Source organism: Providencia sp. PROV255 (assembly GCF_028478065.1).
GTDB classification, from domain to species: Bacteria; Pseudomonadota; Gammaproteobacteria; order Enterobacterales; family Enterobacteriaceae; genus Providencia; species Providencia rettgeri.
In genome coordinates this window covers 1-24,825 of record NZ_JAMPMI010000013.1, presented here as the reverse complement: position 1 = coordinate 24,825, position 24,825 = coordinate 1, and the positions used below count along the sequence as shown (strand labels likewise).

The following is a 24,825-nucleotide window of genomic DNA, read 5'->3' as shown; positions in this document are numbered from 1 at the left end:
TACAGGAAACTGGGTGCAGTCTGTTAACCGTGAACCGTGCGGGAATGCATTCTGCCAGAAGCACAAGGTCAGGAGTCTCATGAATCAGCAATATTCCGCAATGCGCAGTAATGTCAGTATGCTGGGTAAGCTACTCGGCGATACCATCAAGGAAGCCTTAGGTGAGGATATACTCGACAAAGTTGAGTCCATTCGTAAGCTTTCCAAATCTTCCCGTGCAGGTAATGAAGTTCAGCGCCAAAAACTGCTGATGACATTACAAAATCTTTCTAATGATGAATTGCTACCCGTTGCAAGGGCATTTAACCAATTCTTAAACCTGACAAACGTTGCTGAGCAATATCACAGCATTTCGCCTCACGGTGAAGCGGCAAGTAATCCAGTGGCATTGAAAAATCTGTTTAGCCGATTAAAAGGCAAAAACTTCACGGATGGCGATATTCAAAAAGCGGTTGAACAGCTTTCAATTGAGCTAGTTTTAACGGCTCACCCAACGGAAATTGCCCGCCGTACGTTGATCCATAAACTGGTTGAGGTAAACAACTGCTTATCACAACTCGACCATGATGATATTGCAGATTATGAACGTAATAATATCATGCGCCGCTTACGCCAATTAGTGGCGCAATCATGGCATACCGATGAAATTCGTAAAATTCGCCCAACGCCCATTGATGAAGCGAAATGGGGATTTGCCGTTGTTGAAAATTCATTGTGGGAAGGGGTGCCCGCTTTCTTACGTGAATTTAATGAACAGTTGGAAGATTCAATCGGCGCGGTATTACCCGTTGAAGCGAATCCAATCCGCTTTACCTCATGGATGGGAGGCGACCGTGATGGCAACCCGAACGTGACTGCGGATGTGACTCGTCAGGTGCTATTACTGAGCCGCTGGAAAGCGGCGGACTTATTCCTCAAAGATATTCAAGTGTTGGTTTCAGAGCTTTCAATGACAGAAGCAACCCCAGAGCTGCGTGCGCTAGCAGGGGGAGATGACGTTGATGAGCCTTATCGCCAAATTGCGAAAAATTTACGTAGTCAATTATTCTCGACATTAGAGTATTTAGAGCGCCGTGTTAAAGGCGAGCAAGTTTTACCACCAGCAGACTTATTGGTAGACAACGCCCAGTTATGGGACCCGCTATATGCATGTTATCAATCATTAATTGCCTGCAATATGAAAATCATTGCGAATGGTCAGTTGTTGGATACTCTGCGCCGTATTCGTAGCTTTGGTTTGCAACTGGTACGTATTGATGTCCGCCAAGAAAGCACTCGTCACACTGAAGCCATTGCAGAGCTAACTCAGTATTTAGGGTTGGGTGATTACTCACAGTGGTCAGAAGAGGAAAAACAACAATTCTTGCTGGCAGAGCTACAATCGTTACGCCCACTGATCCCTCAAGACTGGCAACCGAGCGCAGAAACACAGGAAGTATTTGAAACTTGCCGTGTGATTGCGAAAGCCAAAAATGATTCTATCGCAGCTTATGTTATTTCAATGGCGAAAGTTCCGTCAGACGTGTTGGCGGTAAAATTGTTGCTGAAAGAGAATGGAGCATCAGTCCGTTTGCCAGTAGCGCCACTATTTGAAACACTGGAAGATTTAAACAACGCTGAAAGCGTGATGACCAAGCTTTTAAGCATTGAGTGGTATCGTGACCTTATTGATGACCGCCAAATGGTGATGATTGGTTACTCCGATTCGGCTAAAGATGCAGGGGTAATGGCGGCGTCATGGGCGCAATATTGTGCACAAGATGCACTCATTAAGCTGTGTGAGAAAGAAGGTGTCACACTGACATTATTCCATGGGCGTGGCGGTACAATTGGCCGCGGCGGTGCACCTGCACATTCAGCATTACTTTCTCAACCACCAGGTAGTTTAAAAGGTGGGCTGCGGGTAACAGAACAAGGCGAAATGATCCGTTTTAAATTCGGCTTGCCACAAGTCACGATTAGCAGCCTTGCCTTATACGCGAGTGCAATATTAGAAGCGAATCTTTTACCACCACCAGAGCCAAAAGATGAGTGGAAGTCCGTGATGGATTCACTATCTGATGTGTCTTGCGCGATGTACCGTGATTATGTGCGTGAACAACCGGATTTTGTCCCTTATTTCCGCGCTGCGACGCCTGAACTAGAGTTAGGTAAATTACCGCTTGGGTCACGTCCTGCAAAACGTAGACCAACGGGTGGCGTGGAAACTTTGCGTGCTATTCCATGGATCTTTGCATGGACGCAGAACCGTTTAATGCTTCCCGCATGGCTAGGCGCTGGTGCAGCACTGAAACATGTCATTGAGAAAGAAGGCAAACAAGCTGTTCTTGATGAAATGTGGCAGCAGTGGCCATTCTTTAATACACGTATTGCGATGTTAGAAATGGTTTATGCAAAAGCAGACTTATGGCTGGCAGAATATTATGACCACCGCTTAGTGGAAGAGCGCTTATGGCCATTAGGGCAAAAACTACGTGACCAGTTGTCTGAGGATATTAAAAGCGTATTGGCGGTTTCGAAAGACGAAGCGCTAATGGCGGATTTACCTTGGATAGCAGAATCTATCGCGTTACGTAATGTCTATACCGACCCATTAAACGTCTTACAAGCAGAGCTTTTACATCGTTCTCGCCAACAAGAGCACCCAGACCCACGTGTCGAGCAAGCCTTGATGGTAACGATTGCAGGGGTTGCTGCAGGTATGCGTAATACGGGTTAGTTTGTTGATTTTTAAAATACTTGAATAATATGAGGGCTACCAAATGGTAGCCCTCATTATTTTTACAGGGTATTACGAATTGGATGAGCCATCATCTGGTTTATCATGATGAATCAAGTGATATGTAGAGCGAGCTCGAGGGTGAATAAAGAAATGGTTAGCTGGCGCATTGTGCGTTTTGATATGCACCATCGCGACATTCGTTTTTTTACCTTGTTTGTTATGGAAAGCATAAATCACAAAGGGAAGTAAGAAAATAATCACAAAGCTAACCGTAAGTAATGTCACATAGGTATTATCACTCGCCCCCTCAGGTAAAGAGCTCGGTGGGAAGAATGAAACAATAAAGGCTAAGATAGAAATAATGAAGCCAACTAATGCGACGAGAACTTTAACGCCTTTTCCTCCGGGAATATTAAATGCACGTTTTTTCTCTGGTTGCTTGCACACTAAATGCATGTAACCGAGAAATAGCATGAAATAGCTACATAAATAGATAACTACGGTTAAGGCGAGCGCAATAAGGAATGACATATTGCCACCGCCCCCAGTATTGGTGAGGACAATAATTGCCACTGTTGTGATCAGTAATTGGGAAATCACCAGTGTTACCGGCACGCCATTTTTATTCACCTTGGCAAAGCTTTGCGGCAGAATGCCTTTCTGTGCCGCGACATACATACCGCGGGATGGCCCCACAATCCAAGAAGCAATCTCAGCCAGCACACCAAGTAATAATAATGCAGCAATAATTCTTACGGCCCATTCAAGGGAGGAATTAAAGTGTGTGACAAGCACATTGAATGTCTGTACTACACCAGCAGATAAATTAATTTCACTGTTTGGGATCACGGCTGCCACCGATAACCCACCAATTGAGCTTAAACAAATTGCCGCTATCATCAGTAAAAACATCGCTGCGGGGTAATCTCGGCCGGGGTTTTTCATCTCATTGACGTGGGTTGCGGATGCCTCAACACCCATATAACTCAAAATAAAGGCAACAAATACCACTAGTGTGCCAATTTTGGTGAAATCAGGAATAAAAGTTTCAGTACTAATTTCAATAGCTAATGGTGAGCCGCTAACTAAATAGCTGATCGCTAAAAAGACTAAAATTAGAGCTGGGAGCAAAATACCTGCGAAGAAACCGATTTTTGCAATGGTTGCCGTGTATTTGGTTCCACCAAATTGAGTGAAAGCCAATACCCAGAGAATAACAAGCGCCCCTATTGTTTTAGTGATAGGGTCTGTATTAAGTTCTGGCCAATTTAAAATATAAGACAGTGCCCCTAAGACGAAATACAGCATAGGAATAAAGCCAATTGCTATTTGTAAATAACCAAATGAAATGGCGGCAAATCCCCAGCGTTCGCCTAATGTGTTAGAAACCCATGCAAATACACCACCTTCCTCCCAACCTTCCACGGTTGCCATTTCTGCGGCACACAAGGCGACAGGAATAAACCACAATAATCCTCCCAATAGCAGGAAAAATACGAGGCTAAAGCCAGATGTCGCAAATGTTGGATATTCATAAACGGCCATCACCATCGATGCGGTAATGGCAAAAAAGCCGAGTAATGTGAGCTGTTTTGCGGCTGGAGCTGTCGTTGTTGCCATACGAGTTCTCCTCAAATCGATAAACAATCAGCCTTTGCTGGGCGGATCTCAGTAGGAGCCAAAGAACCTAAAGCTCTTTGGCTCGTTAACAACACAATCATGAATAAAAGAATTAACTATGATTAAAGCCGCCGCCTTCTTCTTCCGTTAGCGGTTGATTGACGGGGTGCTTATCGAAATATTCTAAAGTACGTTTGAAGTCATCAATCAGTAATGCCGCTAAATCTAAACTAACACCATGACGTACTAGAATACGTTGAATAACAAGGTCTTCACGGTTTGCTGGCATGGAATAGGCGGGAACTTGCCAGCCGCGACTACGCAGTTTGTCTGCGATGTCATAGAGGGAATATTTGCTGGTGGTTGTGCCTTCTTTTAGTTTCCAGGCTAATGCCGGGATACCAGTTTGGCTATCACCATCAAAAATCATTTCAAATGGCCCTAATTTTTCAATTTCACGGCTGAGATATTGTGCGGTTGCGTAGCAAGCGTTGTGGATTTTTGCATAGCCTTCGCGACCTAGTCTCAAGAAATTATAATATTGAGCAATGATTTGGCCACCAGGACGAGAGAAATTGAGTGCGAATGTTGGCATGTTGCCACCTAAATAATTCACATTAAAAATCAATTCTTCTGGGAGATCTTTGGCTTCACGCCAAATTACCCAGCCAGCGCCTAATGGGGCTAAACCAAATTTATGGCCGGATGCATTAATGGATTTTACGCGTGGTAAGCGGAAATCCCATTCTAAGTCTGGCGCACAGAATGGGGCTAAGAACCCGCCACTCGCACCATCCACATGGATAGGGATATCCAATCCAGTCTCTTTTTGCAGTTTATCGAGCGCATCATGTACGGCTTTGACGGGCTCATATTGGCAGGTAAATGTCACCCCAAGCGTTGGGACCACACCAATGGTATTTTCATCGACGCGTTTGAGCACCTCTTCCGGTGTCATGATAAGGCGGTCGCCTTCAAGTGGAATCTCTCTGAGTTCAACATCGAAATAACGGGCAAATTTGTGCCAACAGATTTGAACTGGGCCACAAATTAAGTTGGGTTTATCAGTCGGCTTCCCTTTAGCGGCTTGTTTTTTGCGCCATTGCCATTTTAACGCGAGCCCACCAAGCATTGCAGCTTCTGAGGACCCGATGGTTGAACAACCAAGGGTATTTTCTGCATCTGGTGAATTCCATAAATCTGCTAACATATGTACACAGCGGTTTTCAATTTCAGCCGTTTGTGGATATTCATCTTTGTCTATCATGTTTTTGTCGATAGACAAATCCATCAAATCACGAATTTCATCATCTACCCATGTCTGGCAGAATGTCGCTAAGTTTTGGCGTGAATTCCCATCTAACATTAATTCATCGCGTACTGCACTAAATACATTACGTGGTGCTTGTTCTTTCAATGGAAATTTGGTTTTTGGTAATGATTTGGATAATTCTAATGATGCGTAGACATCATCCATTCCATTGTGTTTTGAATTTAATGCATTATTACTCATTTCTTAATTCCTCAATAACCATGTGGTAATTAAATAGTATTAATTTTGAGCTCAATATTAAATATACGCTGACTTTTGAAAAATTCAAAAGCGTTCAAATAAAAAAGATAATTTAATGAAAAATGTCATAATTAGAAAGTAATAGTGGAGTGAATGATGGTTTGCGATTGTTTTTTTGATAGATAATTTTATCAAAGGGTGATTTGTGTTTATAAGATGATACTAAAAACTGCATAATTTAACTGAATTATTACATTTTTATGGTTTTTATTTCTATGAATTTAGCTTTTTAGCTATTTTTATTTGATTTTGCATGGGGCGATAATTGTAGGAGAAATACATGATTATTTGTGGGGATTTAATATTTCAGTAATGTTAAATTCTGTGGTTGATATTTAAGCTATAATTTTCATTATATTAAAAATTAATTTATACCATTAACCGTTAAATATATTTATTGCGGTAAGATAAACTTGAATATAGAAGATAATAACACTGGTTTTATTATGGATATGTGGGTCGGAAAACTAACCAGTTTCGATATCACGTCAATGTATTTTTGTAAAAAATAGAAGCTCTTTTGTAAACAATAAATATAAATAGCCAGTTCCGGATAATTGATGATCTTTATTTTTAAGCTAACTAAAGTAGTGCTAGCTAACCAATAGCATATCACGAGCGACAAATCACATATGCTTTCTGAGCGGCTTGTAGGCACAATGAACGAAACAGATTCATGTATTGGATTTATTTCAATATAGATAGGAACCGCCATATACGGAGCCGTACATACATTGGTGTGAAAGGATGGCGGAGTGATCCCGCTTTCTGCTCGATTAGTGACTTGCTTTCTACTGATCCCATCTTTTCCATTCTTTTTTTGGCGTGATGAACTCACGAATTTTACCATTGGCTTTTAAGCTAGCAATTTTCTTATTAGTTGCCTCTTCTTGAGCTAATTGTTCTGGAGTCGGTGGAATATACTGGGTTGCATTTAAATAGAAAGCCCTAGTGCCGCCATTAAGTTTGTAACCACTGATTTTAGAAACCATAGTATCTTTGGTTCCATGTTGTTCTGCATACTTGATTAAGCCATCAGCAACTCCCTCTTTCCATGGTTGCATGTCGTAGTAAGGCACGGCGTTTTTTAAGGATAAATACTCACTAAGTGACTGATCACCGCTCATCATGCCGGAATCAGCCAAGCACATGAAATCCTCAAAAATATTTTTGGGGAGGGATTCAGTTACAACAATATTAATTTGTCGGTTTCCAGTACCTTTAAGCTCAAAAAGTTTTTCTAATTTCCCTTGTTCTGTATCTGCAAGATATAATTGTGCTTTTGAAAATAACATTGGCGAACCAAATTTCCCTGCTTCTTTTTTTGTCAGTATTTCTTGTATGGCTGAGGAAACAGTTTCTTTACCGTCAAAGTAGTGTTTTGTATGCCTAACAAATTCTTCTATATTGAAATTATCACGATAGCAATTGGCTAGCTGGCGTATCACAATAATAAAATTTGTATCTTTATTATCATGCTGTGTCTCTATAAGTTTATTAGTTATGAACAATTGTGCACTGTGCATGGGGAGCTTGGCTTGCCGGTACACAGGTTCAGCACTGAGATAGGCTAAATAGTGGTGGGTATCTTTTGCTAACGATAAATTATAACTATCCATTAAGTTGGATAACTCATATCTGAAACGGTGTTTAATATTATCTATCTGTTTCTGTTCTGTTGCTAAATAACCTATCCCATTATTTAACCCTAAGTTATAAGCGTGGATATTTTTAAACCCATTATGATATAGGTGCTTTATACATTCTCGTAGTTTACTGTCTTGAGGAAGGACATCCATTTCATCAAGGATCATTACTTTTTGTTTGTTAAAATCAAGATATTGACATAGCCGCGTGATGCAAAACTCAATTTGTTGAGATTCCAGTGTGCTAATTGGAGTAATAATAAGTAATGGATTTCTCAATTGGTCAATTGAATTAAAAGTGGGGTCATTTAACGACAAATTACGACAGTCCATTTTTGCAATATCGTCAGCATTCATTGAAATTATGGATACTCTGCAGCCATCATTTAATGCAATGTTTGCGACTTTATTACCCAGTGCTTTATCCCCACCTCCATTCATATAGGGATTAATAATCACGACATCCCGTTGTTCAAATGATCCAGTAGGGAATGCGGCTGTTTTAATCGAGGTGGATGGTGAAGTATTCACCGAAGAGATATTGGACTCAACTTTCATATTTAATACTCATTGTTGGAATTTTTCGGTTTCAATGAGTTTAACTAAGTGGAATTAGGAAACTTTCATAAAGCAATGTCGTGATGTACTTTTAAAAATATATCACGACATTGAGGGGCTAAGGCCTAACGCCTAAAGTATGGCAGATAGCATAGGTGAGCTCAGAACGGTTCAATGTGTAAAAGTGGAAATCTTTTACGCCTTCACGGCTAAGAATTTTAACCATGTCCATGGCAATGGATGCACCGACAAGATTACGGCTTTCTGGGTCATCGTCTAATCCTTCATACATTTTGCTCATCCACGCAGGAATGCGTACGTTAGTCAGTTTAGCAAAGCGCTCAAGTTGGCGAAAGTTAGAGACCGGTAAGATCCCCGGTACAATTTCCACATCAATGCCAGTTGCGACACAGCGGTCACGAAAACGTAAATAGCTTTCAACATCAAAGAAAAATTGAGTAATTGCACGGTTAGCACCCGCATCAATTTTCTTTTTTAAACTAATTAAATCGGCTTGAGCACTTTTGGCTTCTGGGTGGACTTCAGGGTAGGCAGCGACAGAAATATCAAAATCCGCCTCACCTTTTAGCAACTCAACCAAATCAACGGCATACATATCTGGTTTACGGCTGTTGTCAGGTAAATCACCACGCAGAGCAACAATATGACGAATACCATTATTCCAATAGTCACGAGCAATGGCTTTCAGTTCATCAGGGCTTGCATCAATACAAGTTAGGTGAGGGGCGGCAATTAAACCGGTTTTATCTTTAATATCTTTGATGATGCTGTGCGTTCTATCACGTTCACCGGAATTCGCACCATAAGTCACGGAGACAAATTTAGGTTTCAGGTTTTTGAGCCGATCGATGGATTTCCATAGTGTCTGCTCCATCTCTTCACTGCGAGGTGGGAAAAATTCAAATGAAACATTAATTTGGCCATCTAACTCAGCTAAATTTTGATTTAGCGCTTCGCGCTGATTTGCGTGAAAAAAGCTCATACCCTGTAACCTCGCAATTTGCAGACTAACTATTTTTTGTACGTTATTATATCCATTCGTGCGTCTATACGTTTAGACGTCTAAAAGAAATTACCAGATCGGTATCAATAGTCAATACTTAAATTAAATTATGACGCTGAGGTTTTTTCAAAGGCAACAGGAAAATAATTCATGATAAAAAACGCGACTCTTTTCAGTGTCGCGCTTGAATCTATGGCTAGTCAGATTTACTCAGTGAAACAGAAGTGCTCAATCATTTGGCTAATTAATTGGCGAGTAGGCTCAATAAAGCGCATATCAATAAACTCATCAGGTTGATGTGCTTGCTCAATAGAACCAGGGCCAAGAACCAACGTTGGGCAGAGCTCTTGGATAAACGGTGCTTCAGTACAGTAATTCACGGTATCTGCTTTTTGCCCTAACAATTGCTCAATCACTGCGACCATTTTGTGGTCCGTTGGGCATTCATAGCCAGGGATCGGCGGATGCATGGATTCAACCGTCAAGCGACCTGGCCAACGGGCACTAACCGGCTCAAGAGCTTCATTAAGTAGTTCATCTAAATCTTGCAAAGTTAACCCAGGTAGCGGACGAATATCCATATGTAATTCACAACAACCACAAATTCGGTTGGCTGCGTCACCACCATGAATATGACCAAAGTTCATCGTCGGGTAGGGAATGACAAATGCAGGGTTGTTAAATCGTTCTTTTAACGTATTTCGTAAGTCCATTAGGTGGGAAATAGACTCATGCATCAATTCAATTGCATTGACGCCACGTTCTGGGTCACTAGAGTGCCCCGATTGCCCAGTAATGCGGATAGCATTTGATAAATGCCCTTTGTGCGCGCGAATCGGTTGTAACGATGTTGGCTCGCCAATAATTGCAAAATCTGGTCTTAATGTTGTACTGGCTGCAAAATAACGCGCACCAGCCATCGATGTTTCTTCATCTGCTGTGGCTAATATATGCAGTGGGCGTTTGAGTTGTTTTAAATCCATATCACGTAACGCATCAATAATAAAAGCAAAAAAGCCTTTCATATCAGCGGTACCAAGCCCGTAGAGTTTGCCATTATGTTCAGTTAGTTCGAATGGGTTTTTGCTCCAACGCCCATCATCAAAGGGCACGGTATCGGTATGACCGCATAGCATCAACCCACCATTTCCTTCGCCAATGGATGCAAGCAAATTATATTTATCACGCGTTTCCGGTACAGGTTGAATGTTGACCGAAAAACCTAACGTCTCCAGCCATCCACCGAGAAGTTCCACCAGAGCTTTATTGCTCTGATCCAAATGAGAATCAGTCGCACTAATCGACGGAATGGCAATTAATTGACGATAAATCTCAATAAATGCAGGTAATTTAATATTCACTGTTGACAGCCTTTATCCATAATAGTATCAATATTCATGCACTTTATTTGAATAAAAATACACATTAAACTGTTTGGGTCACGAGTACAAGGTAGAAAGCATATGTTGAACACACTCATTATCGGGGCCAGTGGCTATACTGGAGCAGAATTAGCCGCTTATTTGCAACGCCATCCGGAAGTTAATCTTCAAGGATTGATGGTATCGAAGCAAAGTGCGGATGCAAATAAACGTTTTTCTGATTTACACCCTCAGTATAAAGGCATCATCGACCTTCCCGTTCTGCCATTAACCGATGTCGCGGAAGCAGCGAAAGGTATTGATGTTGTTTTCCTTGCCACGGCACATGAAGTGAGCCATGACATTGCACCTCAGTTTCTTGAAGCGGGCTGCGTAGTGTTCGACTTATCCGGTGCTTATCGTGTTCAAGATCCTGCGTTTTATACGCAATACTATGGCTTTGAACATACAAATACTGAATGGCTAATGCAAGCAGTTTACGGTTTAGCAGAATGGCAGGCTGATAAAATTTATCAAGCACAATTGATTGCAGTACCAGGGTGTTACCCAACGGTTTCCCAATTAGCACTTAAGCCATTGATTGAAGCAGATTTACTGGATGAAGCTATGTGGCCAGTCATTAATGCCACTAGCGGTGTTTCCGGTGCAGGCCGTAAAGCCTCAATGACCAACAGCTTTTGTGAGGTGAGTTTGCAACCTTATGGCCTCTTTACGCATCGTCACCAGCCAGAAATCGCGACTCATTTAGGGAGAGAGGTTATTTTTACACCGCATTTGGGTAATTTCTCTCGAGGCATTCTGGCAACGATTACTTGCAAAGTAAAAACGGGTGTGACGGCAGAAAAAATCACACAAACGTTTAAAGATGCCTATCAAAATAAACCATTAGTGCGGTTATATGAAAAAGGTGTTCCTGCATTGAAATCGGTAGTCGGTACGCCGTTTTGTGATATTGGCTATGTATTGAAAGGTGAACACCTGATTTTAGTGGGTACAGAAGATAACCTACTTAAAGGTGCAGCAGCACAAGCCGTTCAGTGCATGAATATTCGTTTTGGTTTTGCTGAAACGCAGTCTTTACTTTAAGAAGGATTAACCCCATGCAACCTTTAGTGATTAAATTGGGCGGAGTGTTACTTGATAGCATCGAAGCGCTTGAAAAATTATTTACAGCTATCCAAACCTATCGGCAAGCTCATCAACGCGAATTGGTGATTGTGCATGGTGGTGGTTGTTTAGTTGATGAATTGATGCAAAAACTGCAATTACCCGTGGTTAAAAAGCAAGGGTTGCGAGTCACGCCAGCAGACCAAATCGATATTATTACGGGGGCATTAGCAGGCACTGCGAATAAAACATTATTGGCATGGGCAACGAAGTATCAACTTTCGGCAGTAGGTCTTTCTCTCGGTGATGGCCAAAGTGCCACGGTGACGCAACTAAACGAAGAATTAGGCCATGTCGGTAATGCTAAACCTGGTGATGCAAAATTATTGAAATTATTGTTGGGGGCGGGTTATTTACCCATTATCAGCTCTATTGGTATCACACCAAAAGGTGAGTTGATGAACGTGAATGCGGACCAAGCCGCAACCGCTATCGCCCAAGCATTAAACGCAGATCTGGTCTTATTGTCCGATGTGAGCGGTATTTTGGATGGTAAAGGCCAAAAAATTGATGAAATGACGACGCAAAAAGCGCAAAAGTTAATTGAACAGGGAATTATTACTGACGGAATGATTGTGAAGGTCAATGCAGCATTAGACGCTGCGGCAGCCTTGCAACGTTCTGTGGATATCGCAAGCTGGCGTCATGCAGAACAACTTCCCGAACTGTTTAATGGAACAGCAATCGGAACACGGATCTTGGCATCATAAATGAGCCATGGAATAACAATATTAATTGAGCGGATAGGTATGTTATGAAAAAGGGCATTAAAAAGATTGTATTAGCATATTCAGGTGGTCTGGATACATCAGCAATTATTCCATGGCTAAAAGAAAACTATGATGATTGCGAAGTCGTGGCCTTCGTTGCGGATGTGGGGCAAGACCGTGAAGATTTAGTGGGCGTTGAGAAAAAAGCCCTGCAATCAGGTGCATCTGAATGCTACGTAGTGGATTTACGCGAAGAGTTCATCAAAGAGTATATTTACCCTGTATTAAAAACAGGTGCATTATATGAAGGTAGCTATTTATTAGGTACGTCAATGGCTCGCCCAATTATAGCTAAAGCGCAAGTCGAAATTGCCTTAAAAGTAGGGGCAGATGCTGTTGCCCATGGCGCAACAGGTAAAGGTAATGACCAAGTGCGTTTCGAAAGCACCTATACGGCATTAGCACCACAGTTACAAGTCGTTGCACCATGGCGTGAGTGGGACTTACGTTCCCGTGAAGCACTGCTCGATTACCTGAAAGAACGTAATATTCCAACAACAGCCAGCTTAGAAAAAATCTATAGTCGTGATGAAAACGCATGGCACATTTCTACTGAAGGTGGCGTATTAGAAAGCACATGGAATGCGGCAAACCAAGATTGTTGGGTATGGACTGTCGACCCGCAAGATGCACCGGATGAAGCTGAACTGGTTACCGTTGGTGTTAAACATGGCGAAGTCGTTTCGGTGAATGGGCAAGCATTGTCCCCACTTGGTTGTTTAGAAACATTAAATACTTTAGGTGCAAAACACGGAGTGGGTCGTATCGACATCGTTGAAAACCGTTTAGTCGGTATGAAATCTCGTGGTTGTTATGAAACCCCGGGAGGCACCATTATGATGGCTGCTCTACGTGGTATTGAACAACTGGTTCTTGACCGTGACAGCTACAAATGGCGTGAGCAACTCGGTTTAGAAATGTCATATGTGGTTTATGACGGGCGCTGGTTTGCACCATTACGTCATTCATTACAAGCTGCTGCGGAGTCATTAGCACAAGATGTGACAGGTGAAGTTGTTCTGAAATTATATAAAGGGCAAGTGACTGCGATTCAGAAAAAAGCAGATAAGAGCTTGTATTCAGAAGAGTTTGCCACATTCGGTGAAGATGAAGTTTATGACCACAGTCATGCAGGTGGGTTTATTCGTCTTTACTCGCTATCTTCACGTATCCGTGCGCTGAAAGAACAAAACAAAGCGAAATAAATCAAATAGTAGTCCCCCGGCAGCCAAGACCGCTGTTGGGGTTAAAAACTTATTTTATCAATCAGGTAGGGATTAGTTATGGCACTTTGGGGTGGACGTTTTAGTCAGCAAGCAGATCAACGGTTTAAACAGTTTAATGATTCACTGCGTTTCGATTATCGCTTGGCGCAACAAGATATTATCGGCTCAGTCGCATGGTCAAAATCACTGGTAACAGTTGGTGTATTGTCTGATAGCGAACAACAAACTTTAGAACAAGCACTAAATGCCTTACTTAAAGAAGTACAAGATAACCCTGAAATTATCCTGCAAAGTGACGCAGAAGATATTCATAGCTGGGTTGAGGGTCAACTGATTGATAAAGTCGGTGATTTAGGTAAAAAATTGCATACAGGCCGTAGCCGTAACGACCAAGTCGCAACAGATTTAAAACTGTGGTGTAAAGACCAAGTTGCATTGCTACTTGAAGCGGTAACAGAGCTACAAAAAGCGCTAGTGCTGACTGCGGAAAATAATCAAGATGCCGTGATGCCAGGTTATACGCATTTACAACGTGCCCAGCCTGTCACTTTTGCACATTGGTGCTTAGCTTACAGTGAAATGTTAGCGCGTGATGAAAGCCGTTTAAAAGATACACTAAAACGCTTAGATGTCAGCCCATTAGGATGCGGGGCATTAGCAGGCACGGCTTATGATATCGACCGTGAGCAGCTGGCATCATGGTTAGGTTTTGCTTCGGCAACGCGTAATAGCTTAGATACCGTTTCAGATAGAGACCACGTGCTTGAACTATTATCCAACGCAAGTATTGGTATGGTTCATTTATCCCGCTTTGCTGAAGATTTAATTTTCTTTAATAGTGGTGAAGCTGGTTTTGTCGAGTTATCAGACAAAGTGACATCAGGTTCATCATTAATGCCACAAAAGAAAAACCCAGATGCATTGGAATTAATCCGCGGAAAATGTGGGCGTGTCCAAGGGGCGCTAACAGGTATGATGATGACCCTTAAAGGATTGCCTCTTGCGTATAACAAAGATATGCAAGAAGACAAAGAAGGGTTATTCGACGCATTAGATACTTGGTTAGATTGCATGCATATGGCTGCGTTGGTGCTTGATGGTATTCAAATTCGCCGTAGTCGTTGTGAAGATGCGGCGAAACAAGGTTATGCCAATGCAACTGAGCTTGCTGATTACCTCGTTGCTAAAGGTGTTCCATTCCGCGAAGCGCATCATATCGTGGGTGAAGCGGTTGTTGCAGCAATTGGGCAAGGTAAAGCTTTGGAAGAAATGGCTCTCAGTGATTTGCAAAAATTCAGTGACACTATTCAGTTGGATGTCTATGAAATTTTATCGCTACAATCTTGTTTAGATAAGCGGTTAGCAAAAGGTGGGGTATCTCAGAAGCAAGTGGCAAATGCTATTGTGGAAGCAAAAAAACGATTAGAACTGTGATTAGTTGTAGAAGAAAAAATGGGGGGTAGTATGACTACCCCGATTCCCATAACGCGTTTGTTTTTAAATATATTTAATGGTTAGCATTCCGAGTTGTTTTTCTTCATTCACCCAGTTATATGAATACTCTCCTCTACCTTCATTGATTACCTTCCAACCTTGAGTATTTGCAACATCATTCAAGTTTATTTTGCTGGCAACCATATCAGATTGGTTATTTAAGCAATTCAGTGTGACATGATTGTCGGTCACTTCATTAAAGCAAGACGGAAATACGACTGCCCCAGAGAAATGAATAACCCCATTTTGTTGGTCATTACTTGCATAAGCATGAATAGATGCGGTTGTAGCGAGTAACAATACACAGAGTGAACGAAGGCCAAATTTTTGAGTTTTTGTTAATAAATTTTTCATAATAGTATCCCGTCATTGATTTTTGATTAATCAACTTGCTGTATGTTTAAATTAGATTTGTGTGCGATTAAATAAGAATAATAATAATGAACTGATATTCCTTGGTGTTTTTGATGTGGGAATTATAAATTTAAAAACACTATTTAGGTGTAAAATTAAAAAAGGAAATGTTTAAAAATATAAAGAAAACAAAATTACTCTCATTGTAATTTAAAGTTATCCATTTGTATTTTGGTGGTTAATAAGACTGTGTATTAAGAAATTTGCAGTGTTTTGTTTTATTATTTGTGTTTTCTGTTAGTTTTTATAGTTGGATTCTCTAGTGATTTTCTGTTGTTATCAATCTGTAATAGTGATTAAAATAAAATTTAACAAAATTAAGCTGCAATTTACATTTACTTTTATATAAAAACTTACAAACTTTAATAGAGAGTGAAAGGAAAGATAACAAAATGTTTCTTTTGTTTGAGATGAATATAATAAATATTTGTATGTTTTAATTAATTCAAAACTGATGAAGTGTGACTAAATACATATTAAATTCTAATAATTTGGTTATTTTAGTGATATTCACTAAATGTTAAAATAAAGTTGATTTTATCTATTATGTGAATTAATGACACAAATAGTCTATATTTTTTGAGGAGAATGTTGGGATTTTACTTGGCAACGTTAGGATGTAATTTATTGAAATTTTATTCTAAAAAAACATGGTTAATGCTTTTATTAGGAATGTTATATTGAAATGCTAATGGTAAATGAATTTAATCATTAATTAACTATTCTCTCTGTTGAAGAGTCAGGAATGAGATACATTTTATTTCTAAATATTACACTTTGTTTCATTATATTGCGTATATCCTTCAAAAAATGAGGTTTTCCCCCTATTTTTCAATTTATCAATAGATAAAACAAAACAATATCGATATAGTGATTGGTATTATCTATCTTTGGTTTGACAGAGAATTCACGAAAGGAAAAGAAATATGAATATTCGAGATTTAGAGTACCTCGTCGCACTCGCCGAACATAAACACTTTAGACGTGCCGCGGATTCTTGTCATGTTAGCCAACCTACTCTTAGTGGCCAAATTCGTAAATTAGAAGAAGAACTTGGCGTGATGTTGCTAGAAAGAACTAGCCGTAAAGTTCTTTTTACTCAACAAGGTTTGTTATTGGTTGAGCAAGCCCGTACTATTTTGCGTGAAATTAAAGTATTACAAGAAATGGCAGCCCTCCAAGGGGAAAGCATGTCAGGGCCATTACATATTGGTTTAATTCCAACGGTTGCGCCGTATCTATTACCTCATATTATTCCGCAATTGCACCAAGCTCACCCTAAATTAGAAATCTATTTGCATGAAGCGCAAACTCAGCAATTATTAGCTCAGTTAGACAGTGGTAAATTAGATTGTGCCATTCTTGCGGAAGTAAAAGAAACAGACCCTTTCATTGTTGTACCGTTATTTGAAGAACCCATGAAATTGGCTATCTATGAGAGTCACCCATGGCATGATCGTGATACGATTGAAATGAGTGAATTGTCAGGTGAAAAACTATTAATGTTAGAAGATGGCCACTGTTTACGTGACCAAGCAATGGGCTTTTGCTTCCAAGCGGGTGCTAAAGAAGATACACACTTCAGGGCAACGAGCTTAGAAACGTTAAGAAATATGGTGGCAGCAGGGAGTGGAATTACACTTTTACCTGATTTATCGGTGCCAAATGAAGTTTGTCGTGATGGGGTATGTTATTTAAATTGCATTGAACCTGAACCGAAACGAACTATCGTATTAGTTTATCGCCCGGGTTCACCGTTACGTGGGCGCTATGAACAATTAGCAGAGACCATCTATAACTCAATGGATAACTATTATAAAAATAGAGTTTAGGGTTAAGCTACCAATATTATTTTTTTAGTTGATGATGGTTGCCAGATTATTGGCAACCATTAATCACTCAATAATTAAAAGAGTCGATTTAAACCATTTAAAGCTGCAACACGGAAAGCTTCCGCCATCGTCGGGTAATTGAACGTCGTATTGACGAAATATTCGATAGTATTACCTTCACCTTTTTGTTCCATGATAGCTTGGCCGATATGGATAATTTCAGCCGCTCTCTCACCGAAACAGTGAATGCCTAATATCTGTAATGTTTCTCTATGGAATAATATTTTCAAACTGCCGACATTCATACCTGCGATTTGTGCACGTGCTAAATGTTTAAACTGTGCCCGGCCAACTTCATAAGGCACTTTCATTGCGGTCAGTTCTTGTTCTGTTTTACCAACTGAACTAATTTCAGGAATGGTATAAATCCCTGTTGGAATATCTTCCACTAAATGCGCATTACCTAAACTACCCCCAATGGCTCGGGCTGCAATTCGGCCTTGGTCATAAGCTGCAGAGGCCAAACTTGGGTAGCCAATGACATCACCAACAGCATAAATATGTTCATTAGTGGTGCGATACGCTTTATTGACTTTAACTAAACCGCGGCCATCTGCTTCGATCCCGACATTAGCCAGGCCTAAGCTATCAGTGTTACCGGTTCTTCCGTTCGCATACAGTAAACAGTCTGCCTTGACTTTTTTACCTGACTTCAGGTGAACAATAACGCCGTCTTCAACCCCTTCGATTTTTTCATATTCTTCATTATGGCGAATAACAACACCACTATTCCAAAAATGATACGACAAGGCATCTGACATTTCTTGGTCAAGAAAGGCCAAGAGATGATCACGGGTGTTGATTAAGTCAACTTTAACCCCTAACCCACGAAAAATAGATGCATATTCACAGCCGATAACACCTGCACCATAAATAATCACATGGCGAGGTTCATGGGTTAGGTTGAGAATAGTATCACTGTTGTAGATTCGAGAATGGTTGAAATCAACGTCAGAAGGGCAGTATGGACGAGAGCCAGTGGCAATGACGATTTTATCTGCACTTAAAACATCACAACTTCCATCCGCGTAGCGGACACTGATATGTTGTTCATCGATAAAGGTGGCTTCACCCGAAAACATTTGGCAACCATTACGTTCGTAAAATCCTTGGCGCATGCGTGTTTGTTGGCTAATTACCGTTTCAGCATGTCGTAGAATTTCGGAGAAAGAGGAGCTTAAGCTACGGGAGTTATCACTATAAAGCGGGTTTTGGTTGAATTCGATAATACGACTAACAGCATGACGGAGGGCTTTTGAGGGAATGGTTCCCCAGTGGGTACAGCCTCCGCCGACATTATTATAACGTTCTATAACAGCAACGTTTTTTCCTTGTTTCACTAGCCCCATGGCGGCGCCTTCACCACCAGGACCGGAACCAATGACTATTGCATCAAAATGGGTAAGTTGCATGAGGTAAGACCTGCTCTAAAACAAAATGACAACAAGATGTTATCATTAGTTGGTTATTTCACCTAATTTCCTCGCTGTCTTTCAAATCGATACAACGTTGGCGACATTCGCTTACTCTAGTCACATACTTATATATACTTTCAGGAGTTCGCTTGTTTTGTCGCCTTATCTCAATTTGAAATTCTTAGGAGAAAATATTTTAGTTCAAGAGCCTCAGAAAAATACCTAAATATAATTCATGGGTTCATAAAGTAGGGGTTTGCTGAAGTATTGTTTAGTGAAAGGTTGGTAGTATATCAGCGTTAAAAAACTAATTGAAAAAAGGCTAAGTTAAATTCTGAAAATGAGTAAATTGCAGCGATAGTCGCTTTTTCTCCAAAACAGTTTAATTATTTTCAGGTATGCTAGGCGAAGAGTAATACTTATTACATTGACCTTCCATGATAAGAAATTAGGATCACCGTGAGCAACACAATTGGCGTTAGAGCAAAACAAAAAGAAAAAACTCGGCGTTCACTCGTCGAAGCCGCATTTAGCCAATTAAGCGCTGAACGGAGCTTTACTAGCCTCAGTTTACGGGAAGTTGCACGTGAAGCTGGGATTGCACCGACTTCATTTTACCGTCATTTCAAGGACGTTGATGAACTTGGGCTGACGATGGTTGACGAAAGTGGCTTGATGTTACGCCAGCTAATGCGCCAAGCAAGACAGCGTATTGCAAAAGGCGGGAGTGTGATCCGTACATCAGTCTCAACTTTTATGGAGTTTATTGGTAATAACCCTAATGCCTTTAGGTTATTATTGCGGGAGCGTTCGGGAACATCTGCGGAGTTTCGTGCAGCGGTCGCTCGGGAAATTCAACATTTTATTGCGGAATTGGCCGATTACCTTGAACTTGAAAGCCGTATGCCTCGCCATTTTACTGAAATGCAAGCCGAGGCCATGGTAACGATTGTCTTTAGCGCAGGAGCGGAAGCGCTAGACATTGATGAAGAAAAACGCAGGAATCTCGAAGAACGGCTGGTATTACAGTTAAGAATGATCGCGAAAGGCGCCTATTACTGGTACCGCCGGGAACAGGAAAAACAAAATCAAACTGACCCAGACCTTACTAAATAATAAGGAGAATCAATGACGGATCAAAAAAGTTATGAAAGAAGCACATTATTGCTAGCCTTTGTGATTGGCCTTGCAACCCATGGGACGTTTTCAACGCTGTTTAACTCGTTGGTCGACTTTTCATTTTTTCCAATTTTAACCCTAATATTGGCTGCGTATTGTTTACACCAGCGCTATTTACATCAAGCCATGCCGATGGGGTTGCCAAAATTTGTTGCTGGTAGTTTTTTTATTGGCCTATTTGGTTATGCCGCGATTTTACGCGTTCAAAACCCTGAAATAGGCTCTAACTTTATCCCAGCAACCTTTATTGTCATTATCGCATTGTGGATGTACTCAAGCTGGAAAGCACGTAAGAAAGAAAAAGCGGAGCTGGCACTTGAGCAAGAAGTCGAAAACTAAGTTTAGACGACTTTTCTATTGATAAGGCGCCGCAGTAAAATGCGGCGTTTTTGCTTTTAATAACCGAGTTTTCAGCCAACTAATAGCGGCTCAGTAATACCCCACTTTCCATATGATGGGTATACGGAAATTGGTCGAATAAGGCTAATTTCTCTATTTTATGCGTTTTAGTCAGCTCAACTAAGTTATCGCATAGCGTTTCTGGGTTACACGAAATATATAGGATATGGTCATAACCCTGAACTAGCTTCACGGTTTCTGCATCTAAACCACTGCGAGGCGGGTCAACGAAAATGGTATTGCACTGGTAGTCTGCTAAAGAAATACCCTCTAGGCGCCTAAATTCACGAGCACCTTGCATGGCTTGGGTAAAATCCTCTGCAGACATACGAATAATTTGTACATTTTCAATATTATTGGCTTCGATATTATATTGAGCCGCAGCCACAGAAGGTTTTGCAATTTCAGTGGCTAATACGCGTTCGAAGTTTTGCGCTAATGCCAATGAAAAGTTTCCATTTCCGCAGTAAAGTTCTAATAAATCCCCCGTCGAATTCTGTGTTGCCCCAATTGCCCATTCCAACATTTTGATATTGACCTGTGCATTAGGCTGCGTAAAGCTATTTTCGACTTGGCGATACACCATATTTTTACCCATTACCGGTAATATTTCATCAACATAATCATTGTCTAACATGATTTTTGTTTTTGACGCTCGGCCGATTAATTGCACATCAAAGCCTTGTTCAACTAAAACGGCTTTTAAGGCTTTTGCCTCAGCAACCCACTCTTCACTGAGTTTTTTATGGTAAAGCAGCGAAACAATCAGCTTATTACTTAGTGTTGATAAATAGTCAATTTGAAATAATTTATGACGCAGTAATTCATTTTGCTTAATTAACGGCAATAACGCTGCCATCATGTCATTAATTAACTGACTTGCGACAGGGAACTGGTCAACACGGATCCTTTCTTTAGTTTCCTTATCAAACATAATATGAAATAAATCGTCATTATCGTGCCAGACGCGAAATTCAGCGCGCATCCGGTAATGCGACTTTGGTGATGAAAAAATTTCAGGTTCAGGTGCGTTAAAAGGAGCCATCATCGCCTTTAAGCGATCCGTTTTTTCTACGAGCTGTTGTTCGTAGTCTTCAGTGTGCAAGGTGTTTGGCATGTTTGGCTCCATAAAACAGTAATAAATTCGTATCAGGAGCGAAATTGTAGGGAATGCGGCGAAGATGTCCAGTTTTCATTATCCATCCATAGACACTCATAACTATTCAACTTACGATAATGGCTGTGGTTTAGGGAACTTGGTGTAAGTCCAAGACTGACGCGCAACGGTAATTAAGGTATCCCCGTCATTCTTCAAGCTACATGGGTGTTGGCATCGCTCAGCTACCCTAGTCACATACTTCAGTATGCTCCTAGGGATATCTTCGCTTGCCGCCTACATGTCACTTGAATTATTTAGGGGATATAACAGGTCGAATTTTCATTTTATATATCGTTTTTATTTCATATATAGAAACCCAACTTGTTACTTTATAAGTCCGATACCTGCCACGCTACCAATCGCTTTGTTGAATATCTGCGCGAATCTATATTCAACCTCGCGGAACATTAATTGAATTGATTTTCCGAGTGTAATCATAATGAATAATAAAAAGTCGCTGCCGTTATCGGCCGCTGCGCTGGCTGTGCTGTGCGCTACTTCTTCTTTGGCAAGTGCAAATAATAAAACTGACCAAGTGGTTGTCTCCGCTAACCGCTTTGAACAACCCATCTCTTCTATATTAGCGCCAGTGACGGTGGTCACTCGTGAAGATATCGATCATTGGCAATCCAATACCGTGATAGATGTATTAAGGCGCCTGCCGGGAGTGGATATTGCGCAAAACGGGGGAATGGGTCAACAAAGCTCTCTATTTATACGAGGCACAGAATCACGTCACGTTTTAGTGCTGATTGATGGTGTTCGTTTGAATCAAGCGGGCATTTCTGGCTCTTCCGATATGAGCCAAATTCCTATCTCACTGGTGCAACGCATTGAATATATTCGCGGCGCCCGTTCAGCGGTTTATGGTTCTGATGCAGTAGGTGGAGTAGTAAATATTATTACTCGCCGTGATAACGATGGCACAACTTTAAATGCAGGTATTGGCTCACACAGTTACCAAAACTATAACGGTTCGACTCAGCAAAAAATTGGTGAAAATACAACGGTAACCGCAGCCGGAGCTTATACACATACCAAAGGGTTTGATTTAGCACCAAAAGAAGTTAGCCCAAGACAATATGATAAAGATGGCTTTTTGAGCAAGTCATTGTGGTTAGGTGTTGAACATCAATTTTCTTCAGAAATCTTAGCGTATGCAAGGGCGTACGGTTATGACAATCGAACGAGTTATGACGTATCAGAATATGCGGGAGTTAGTGTTGATACGCGTAAGCTTTATAGCCGTACTTATGAAACAGGTTTGAAATATCATCAAGGAAAATATTCATCATCATTGATGGGAAGCTATGGTTATTCAAAAGATTACAATTTTGATCCTAGAAAAGGGCAATATAGTGAATCTGCAAATCTTGATGAGTCTAAGCAGTACAATATTCAATGGGGTAATAGTTACCTATTAGATAAAGGTAATATTAGTGCGGGGATTGATTATCAACGCCAAAGTATTGAGCCTAGCAGCTACGCGATGATCAATGAAAAACAAACGTTAAATAACACTGGGATATACCTCACAGGGCAATATGCAATTATTGATTCAGTAACTGCAGAGGCCGCTATACGTTCTGACCATCACTCTGAATTTAATTGGCATACAACATGGCAATCAGGCCTTAGTTGGGAGTTTCATGAAGGTTACAAACTTGTTGGTTCATATGCAACTGCTTATAAAGCACCTAATCTAACTCAATTATATGCGTATTCTTCATCGGCATATGGAACAACGCTAGGTAATCCGAACTTGAAACCCGAGGAAAGTAAGCAGTGGGAGATTGGTGTTGAAGGAACAACGGGACCACTTTTTTGGCAGGTCAATGCATACCATAATGATATTGATAACCTGATTGCATATAAATCAGGTTATCCGACTAGCACTTATGAGAACATTGGCGAAGCTGAAATTAAAGGTGTTGAATGGGTTGGTGAGTTCGAAACAGGTATCCTTCATCACCAAGTTACCTATCAATATGTTGACCCTCGTAACAAAAAGACGGATAAGGTTCTTGAGCGACGGGCTAAGCAGCAAGTTAAATACCAGCTAGATTGGGCTATTGATAAAGTAGATATGGGGCTAACCTACCAATATATAGGCTCTCGCTATGATAATGACTATAGCCAATTTCCTTCTAGACGTGTAAAACAAGGCGGTGTTAGCCTCTGGGATCTCACAGCTGCATATCCAATCACTTCACATCTCACAATTCGTGGTAAAATAGCTAATATGTTCGATAAAGACTATGAGACCGCGTATGGTTATCGCACCGCTGGAAGAGAATATTTCCTCACTGGAAGCTACAACTTCTGATAACACCCTATCTGTTCGCCCGACCATTCTAGTGTTTGACTCTGGAGTGGGCGGGTTATCTGTCTATCGTGAAGTCAAAAAAATGATCCCGAATGCCCACTATATCTATGCATTCGACAATGAAGCCTTCCCTTATGGTGAAAAAAGTGAAGAGTTTATTATTGATAGGGTCTATCAAATCGTAAATGTAATTGCTGCAAAGCATCCTTTAACTATTGTGATTATTGCGTGTAATACCGCAAGTACGGTCAGCCTCCCTAATTTGAGAGCACATTTTACGTTCCCAGTTGTTGGGGTTGTTCCAGCCATTAAACCCGCAACTAAGTTAACGCGTAATGGCGTGGTGGGTTTATTGGCGACGAAAGGCACTGTAAATCGTGAATACACCAAAGAGCTGATCGAACGGTTTGCTACAGACTGTAAAGTGATTTCCCTCGGTTCTGCGGAATTAGTTCAACTCGCAGAAAGAAAGTTACATGGGGAAACCTTACCACTCGATGAAGTCGCTCAAACTGTTAGGCCATGGATTCGAATGCCAGAGCCGCCTGATACCGTTATTTTGGGTTGCACGCATTTTCCTTTATTAATAGAAGAACTCGAAAAAGTGCTACCAGATGGAACTCGATTCATTGATTCAGGTTCTGCAATCGCCAGAAGAACTATTTGGCTCATTAATAATCAAGCTGAAATCATCAATTCAGATGAGGAAAACTTCGCATATTGTTTATTAATGGATGACAACGTAAAAGGGTTACAACCAGTTCTCGAAGCCGAAGGGTTCAAAACGCTGCAAAAACTAGCTATTTAAGTTAAATTTGATGGAAAGCTGAGCGAACGAAAAAAAATATGAAAAAAAGGG

The 24,825-nt window shown here is 40.9% G+C and carries 19 protein-coding genes; 10 read left to right on the top strand and 9 right to left on the bottom strand.

From position 1 onward, the window contains the following. Positions 1–79 precede the first annotated feature (79 nt). Entirely contained in the window at positions 80–2,719 is a 2,640-nt protein-coding gene (gene ppc / locus PR725_RS14795) for a phosphoenolpyruvate carboxylase (RefSeq protein WP_272569541.1), read from the top strand. 72 nt (positions 2,720–2,791) lie between these two features. On the opposite strand, the gene gadC is transcribed toward ppc, so the two are convergent. The 5 genes from gadC to argE all read right to left on the bottom strand — a co-directional run bounded on the left by gadC (position 2,792) and on the right by argE (position 10,504). After that, a complete protein-coding gene (gene gadC, locus PR725_RS14790; RefSeq protein ID WP_004907073.1) occupies positions 2,792–4,342 on the bottom strand; it encodes a glutamate:gamma-aminobutyrate antiporter in 1,551 nt (516 codons plus the stop codon). Between the two features lie 112 nt (positions 4,343–4,454). After that, positions 4,455–5,855 carry a glutamate decarboxylase gene (locus PR725_RS14785; RefSeq protein ID WP_004907076.1) on the bottom strand — a complete coding sequence of 467 codons (1,401 nt, stop codon included), beginning with the start codon at positions 5,853–5,855 and terminating at the stop codon, positions 4,455–4,457. A gap of 851 nt (positions 5,856–6,706) precedes the next feature. After that, entirely contained in the window at positions 6,707–8,119 is a 1,413-nt protein-coding gene (locus PR725_RS14780) for a hypothetical protein (protein WP_117163004.1), read from the bottom strand. A 118-nt stretch (positions 8,120–8,237) separates the two neighbouring features. Further along, complete coding sequence (gene metF, locus PR725_RS14775; protein ID WP_004907080.1) at positions 8,238–9,122, bottom strand: methylenetetrahydrofolate reductase; 885 nt, start codon at positions 9,120–9,122, stop codon at positions 8,238–8,240. Positions 9,123–9,349: 227 nt separating this feature from the next. Beyond that, on the bottom strand, positions 9,350–10,504 hold the full coding sequence (argE, locus tag PR725_RS14770; RefSeq protein WP_164529264.1) for an acetylornithine deacetylase: 1,155 nt from the start codon (positions 10,502–10,504) through the stop codon (positions 9,350–9,352). 102 nt (positions 10,505–10,606) lie between these two features. Here argE and argC point away from each other — a divergent pair, with 102 nt between their 5' ends. The 4 genes from argC (at position 10,607) to argH (ending at position 15,122) form a co-directional block, all read left to right on the top strand. Then, positions 10,607–11,611 carry an N-acetyl-gamma-glutamyl-phosphate reductase gene (argC, locus tag PR725_RS14765; protein ID WP_272569536.1) on the top strand — a complete coding sequence of 335 codons (1,005 nt, stop codon included), beginning with the start codon at positions 10,607–10,609 and terminating at the stop codon, positions 11,609–11,611. A 14-nt stretch (positions 11,612–11,625) separates the two neighbouring features. Beyond that, entirely contained in the window at positions 11,626–12,402 is a 777-nt protein-coding gene (gene argB, locus PR725_RS14760; protein ID WP_004907091.1) for an acetylglutamate kinase, read from the top strand. A gap of 44 nt (positions 12,403–12,446) precedes the next feature. Beyond that, positions 12,447–13,667, top strand: coding sequence for an argininosuccinate synthase (locus tag PR725_RS14755; protein ID WP_004907093.1), 1,221 nt, complete (start codon positions 12,447–12,449; stop codon positions 13,665–13,667). 78 nt (positions 13,668–13,745) lie between these two features. After that, positions 13,746–15,122 carry an argininosuccinate lyase gene (gene argH, locus PR725_RS14750; protein WP_109912973.1) on the top strand — a complete coding sequence of 459 codons (1,377 nt, stop codon included), beginning with the start codon at positions 13,746–13,748 and terminating at the stop codon, positions 15,120–15,122. 63 nt (positions 15,123–15,185) lie between these two features. Here the strand turns inward: argH and PR725_RS14745 are convergent, their stop codons facing one another. Beyond that, positions 15,186–15,536 (bottom strand): hypothetical protein, encoded by a 351-nt coding sequence (locus tag PR725_RS14745; RefSeq protein WP_004907098.1) that lies wholly within the window; start codon positions 15,534–15,536, stop codon positions 15,186–15,188. 986 nt (positions 15,537–16,522) lie between these two features. Between PR725_RS14745 and oxyR the strand changes: the two genes are divergently transcribed. Beyond that, a complete protein-coding gene (oxyR, locus tag PR725_RS14740; protein WP_004907100.1) occupies positions 16,523–17,428 on the top strand; it encodes a DNA-binding transcriptional regulator OxyR in 906 nt (301 codons plus the stop codon). A 74-nt stretch (positions 17,429–17,502) separates the two neighbouring features. On the opposite strand, the gene sthA is transcribed toward oxyR, so the two are convergent. Next, positions 17,503–18,900, bottom strand: a complete 1,398-nt coding sequence (sthA, locus tag PR725_RS14735) for a Si-specific NAD(P)(+) transhydrogenase (protein ID WP_004907101.1) — start codon at positions 18,898–18,900, stop codon at positions 17,503–17,505. A gap of 462 nt (positions 18,901–19,362) precedes the next feature. Here sthA and fabR point away from each other — a divergent pair, with 462 nt between their 5' ends. Both fabR and PR725_RS14725 read left to right on the top strand, forming a co-directional pair. Further along, positions 19,363–20,019, top strand: a complete 657-nt coding sequence (gene fabR, locus PR725_RS14730) for an HTH-type transcriptional repressor FabR (protein ID WP_004265350.1) — start codon at positions 19,363–19,365, stop codon at positions 20,017–20,019. 12 nt (positions 20,020–20,031) lie between these two features. Next, entirely contained in the window at positions 20,032–20,421 is a 390-nt protein-coding gene (locus PR725_RS14725) for a YijD family membrane protein (RefSeq protein WP_004907104.1), read from the top strand. A 79-nt stretch (positions 20,422–20,500) separates the two neighbouring features. On the opposite strand, the gene trmA is transcribed toward PR725_RS14725, so the two are convergent. Then, positions 20,501–21,598: a tRNA (uridine(54)-C5)-methyltransferase TrmA gene (gene trmA, locus PR725_RS14720; protein ID WP_004907106.1), complete on the bottom strand. Its 1,098-nt coding sequence runs from the start codon at positions 21,596–21,598 to the stop codon at positions 20,501–20,503. A 111-nt stretch (positions 21,599–21,709) separates the two neighbouring features. Next, a complete protein-coding gene (locus PR725_RS21885; RefSeq protein ID WP_421667221.1) occupies positions 21,710–21,835 on the bottom strand; it encodes a hypothetical protein in 126 nt (41 codons plus the stop codon). A 244-nt stretch (positions 21,836–22,079) separates the two neighbouring features. On the opposite strand from PR725_RS21885, the gene btuB reads away from it, so the two are divergent. Both btuB and murI read left to right on the top strand, forming a co-directional pair. Further along, positions 22,080–23,966 carry a TonB-dependent vitamin B12 receptor BtuB gene (btuB, locus tag PR725_RS14715; protein ID WP_196718893.1) on the top strand — a complete coding sequence of 629 codons (1,887 nt, stop codon included), beginning with the start codon at positions 22,080–22,082 and terminating at the stop codon, positions 23,964–23,966. Beyond that, on the top strand, positions 23,911–24,774 hold the full coding sequence (murI, locus tag PR725_RS14710; protein WP_004907112.1) for a glutamate racemase: 864 nt from the start codon (positions 23,911–23,913) through the stop codon (positions 24,772–24,774). Before btuB ends, murI begins: the two co-directional genes overlap by 56 nt. Positions 24,775–24,825: the final 51 nt, after the last annotated feature.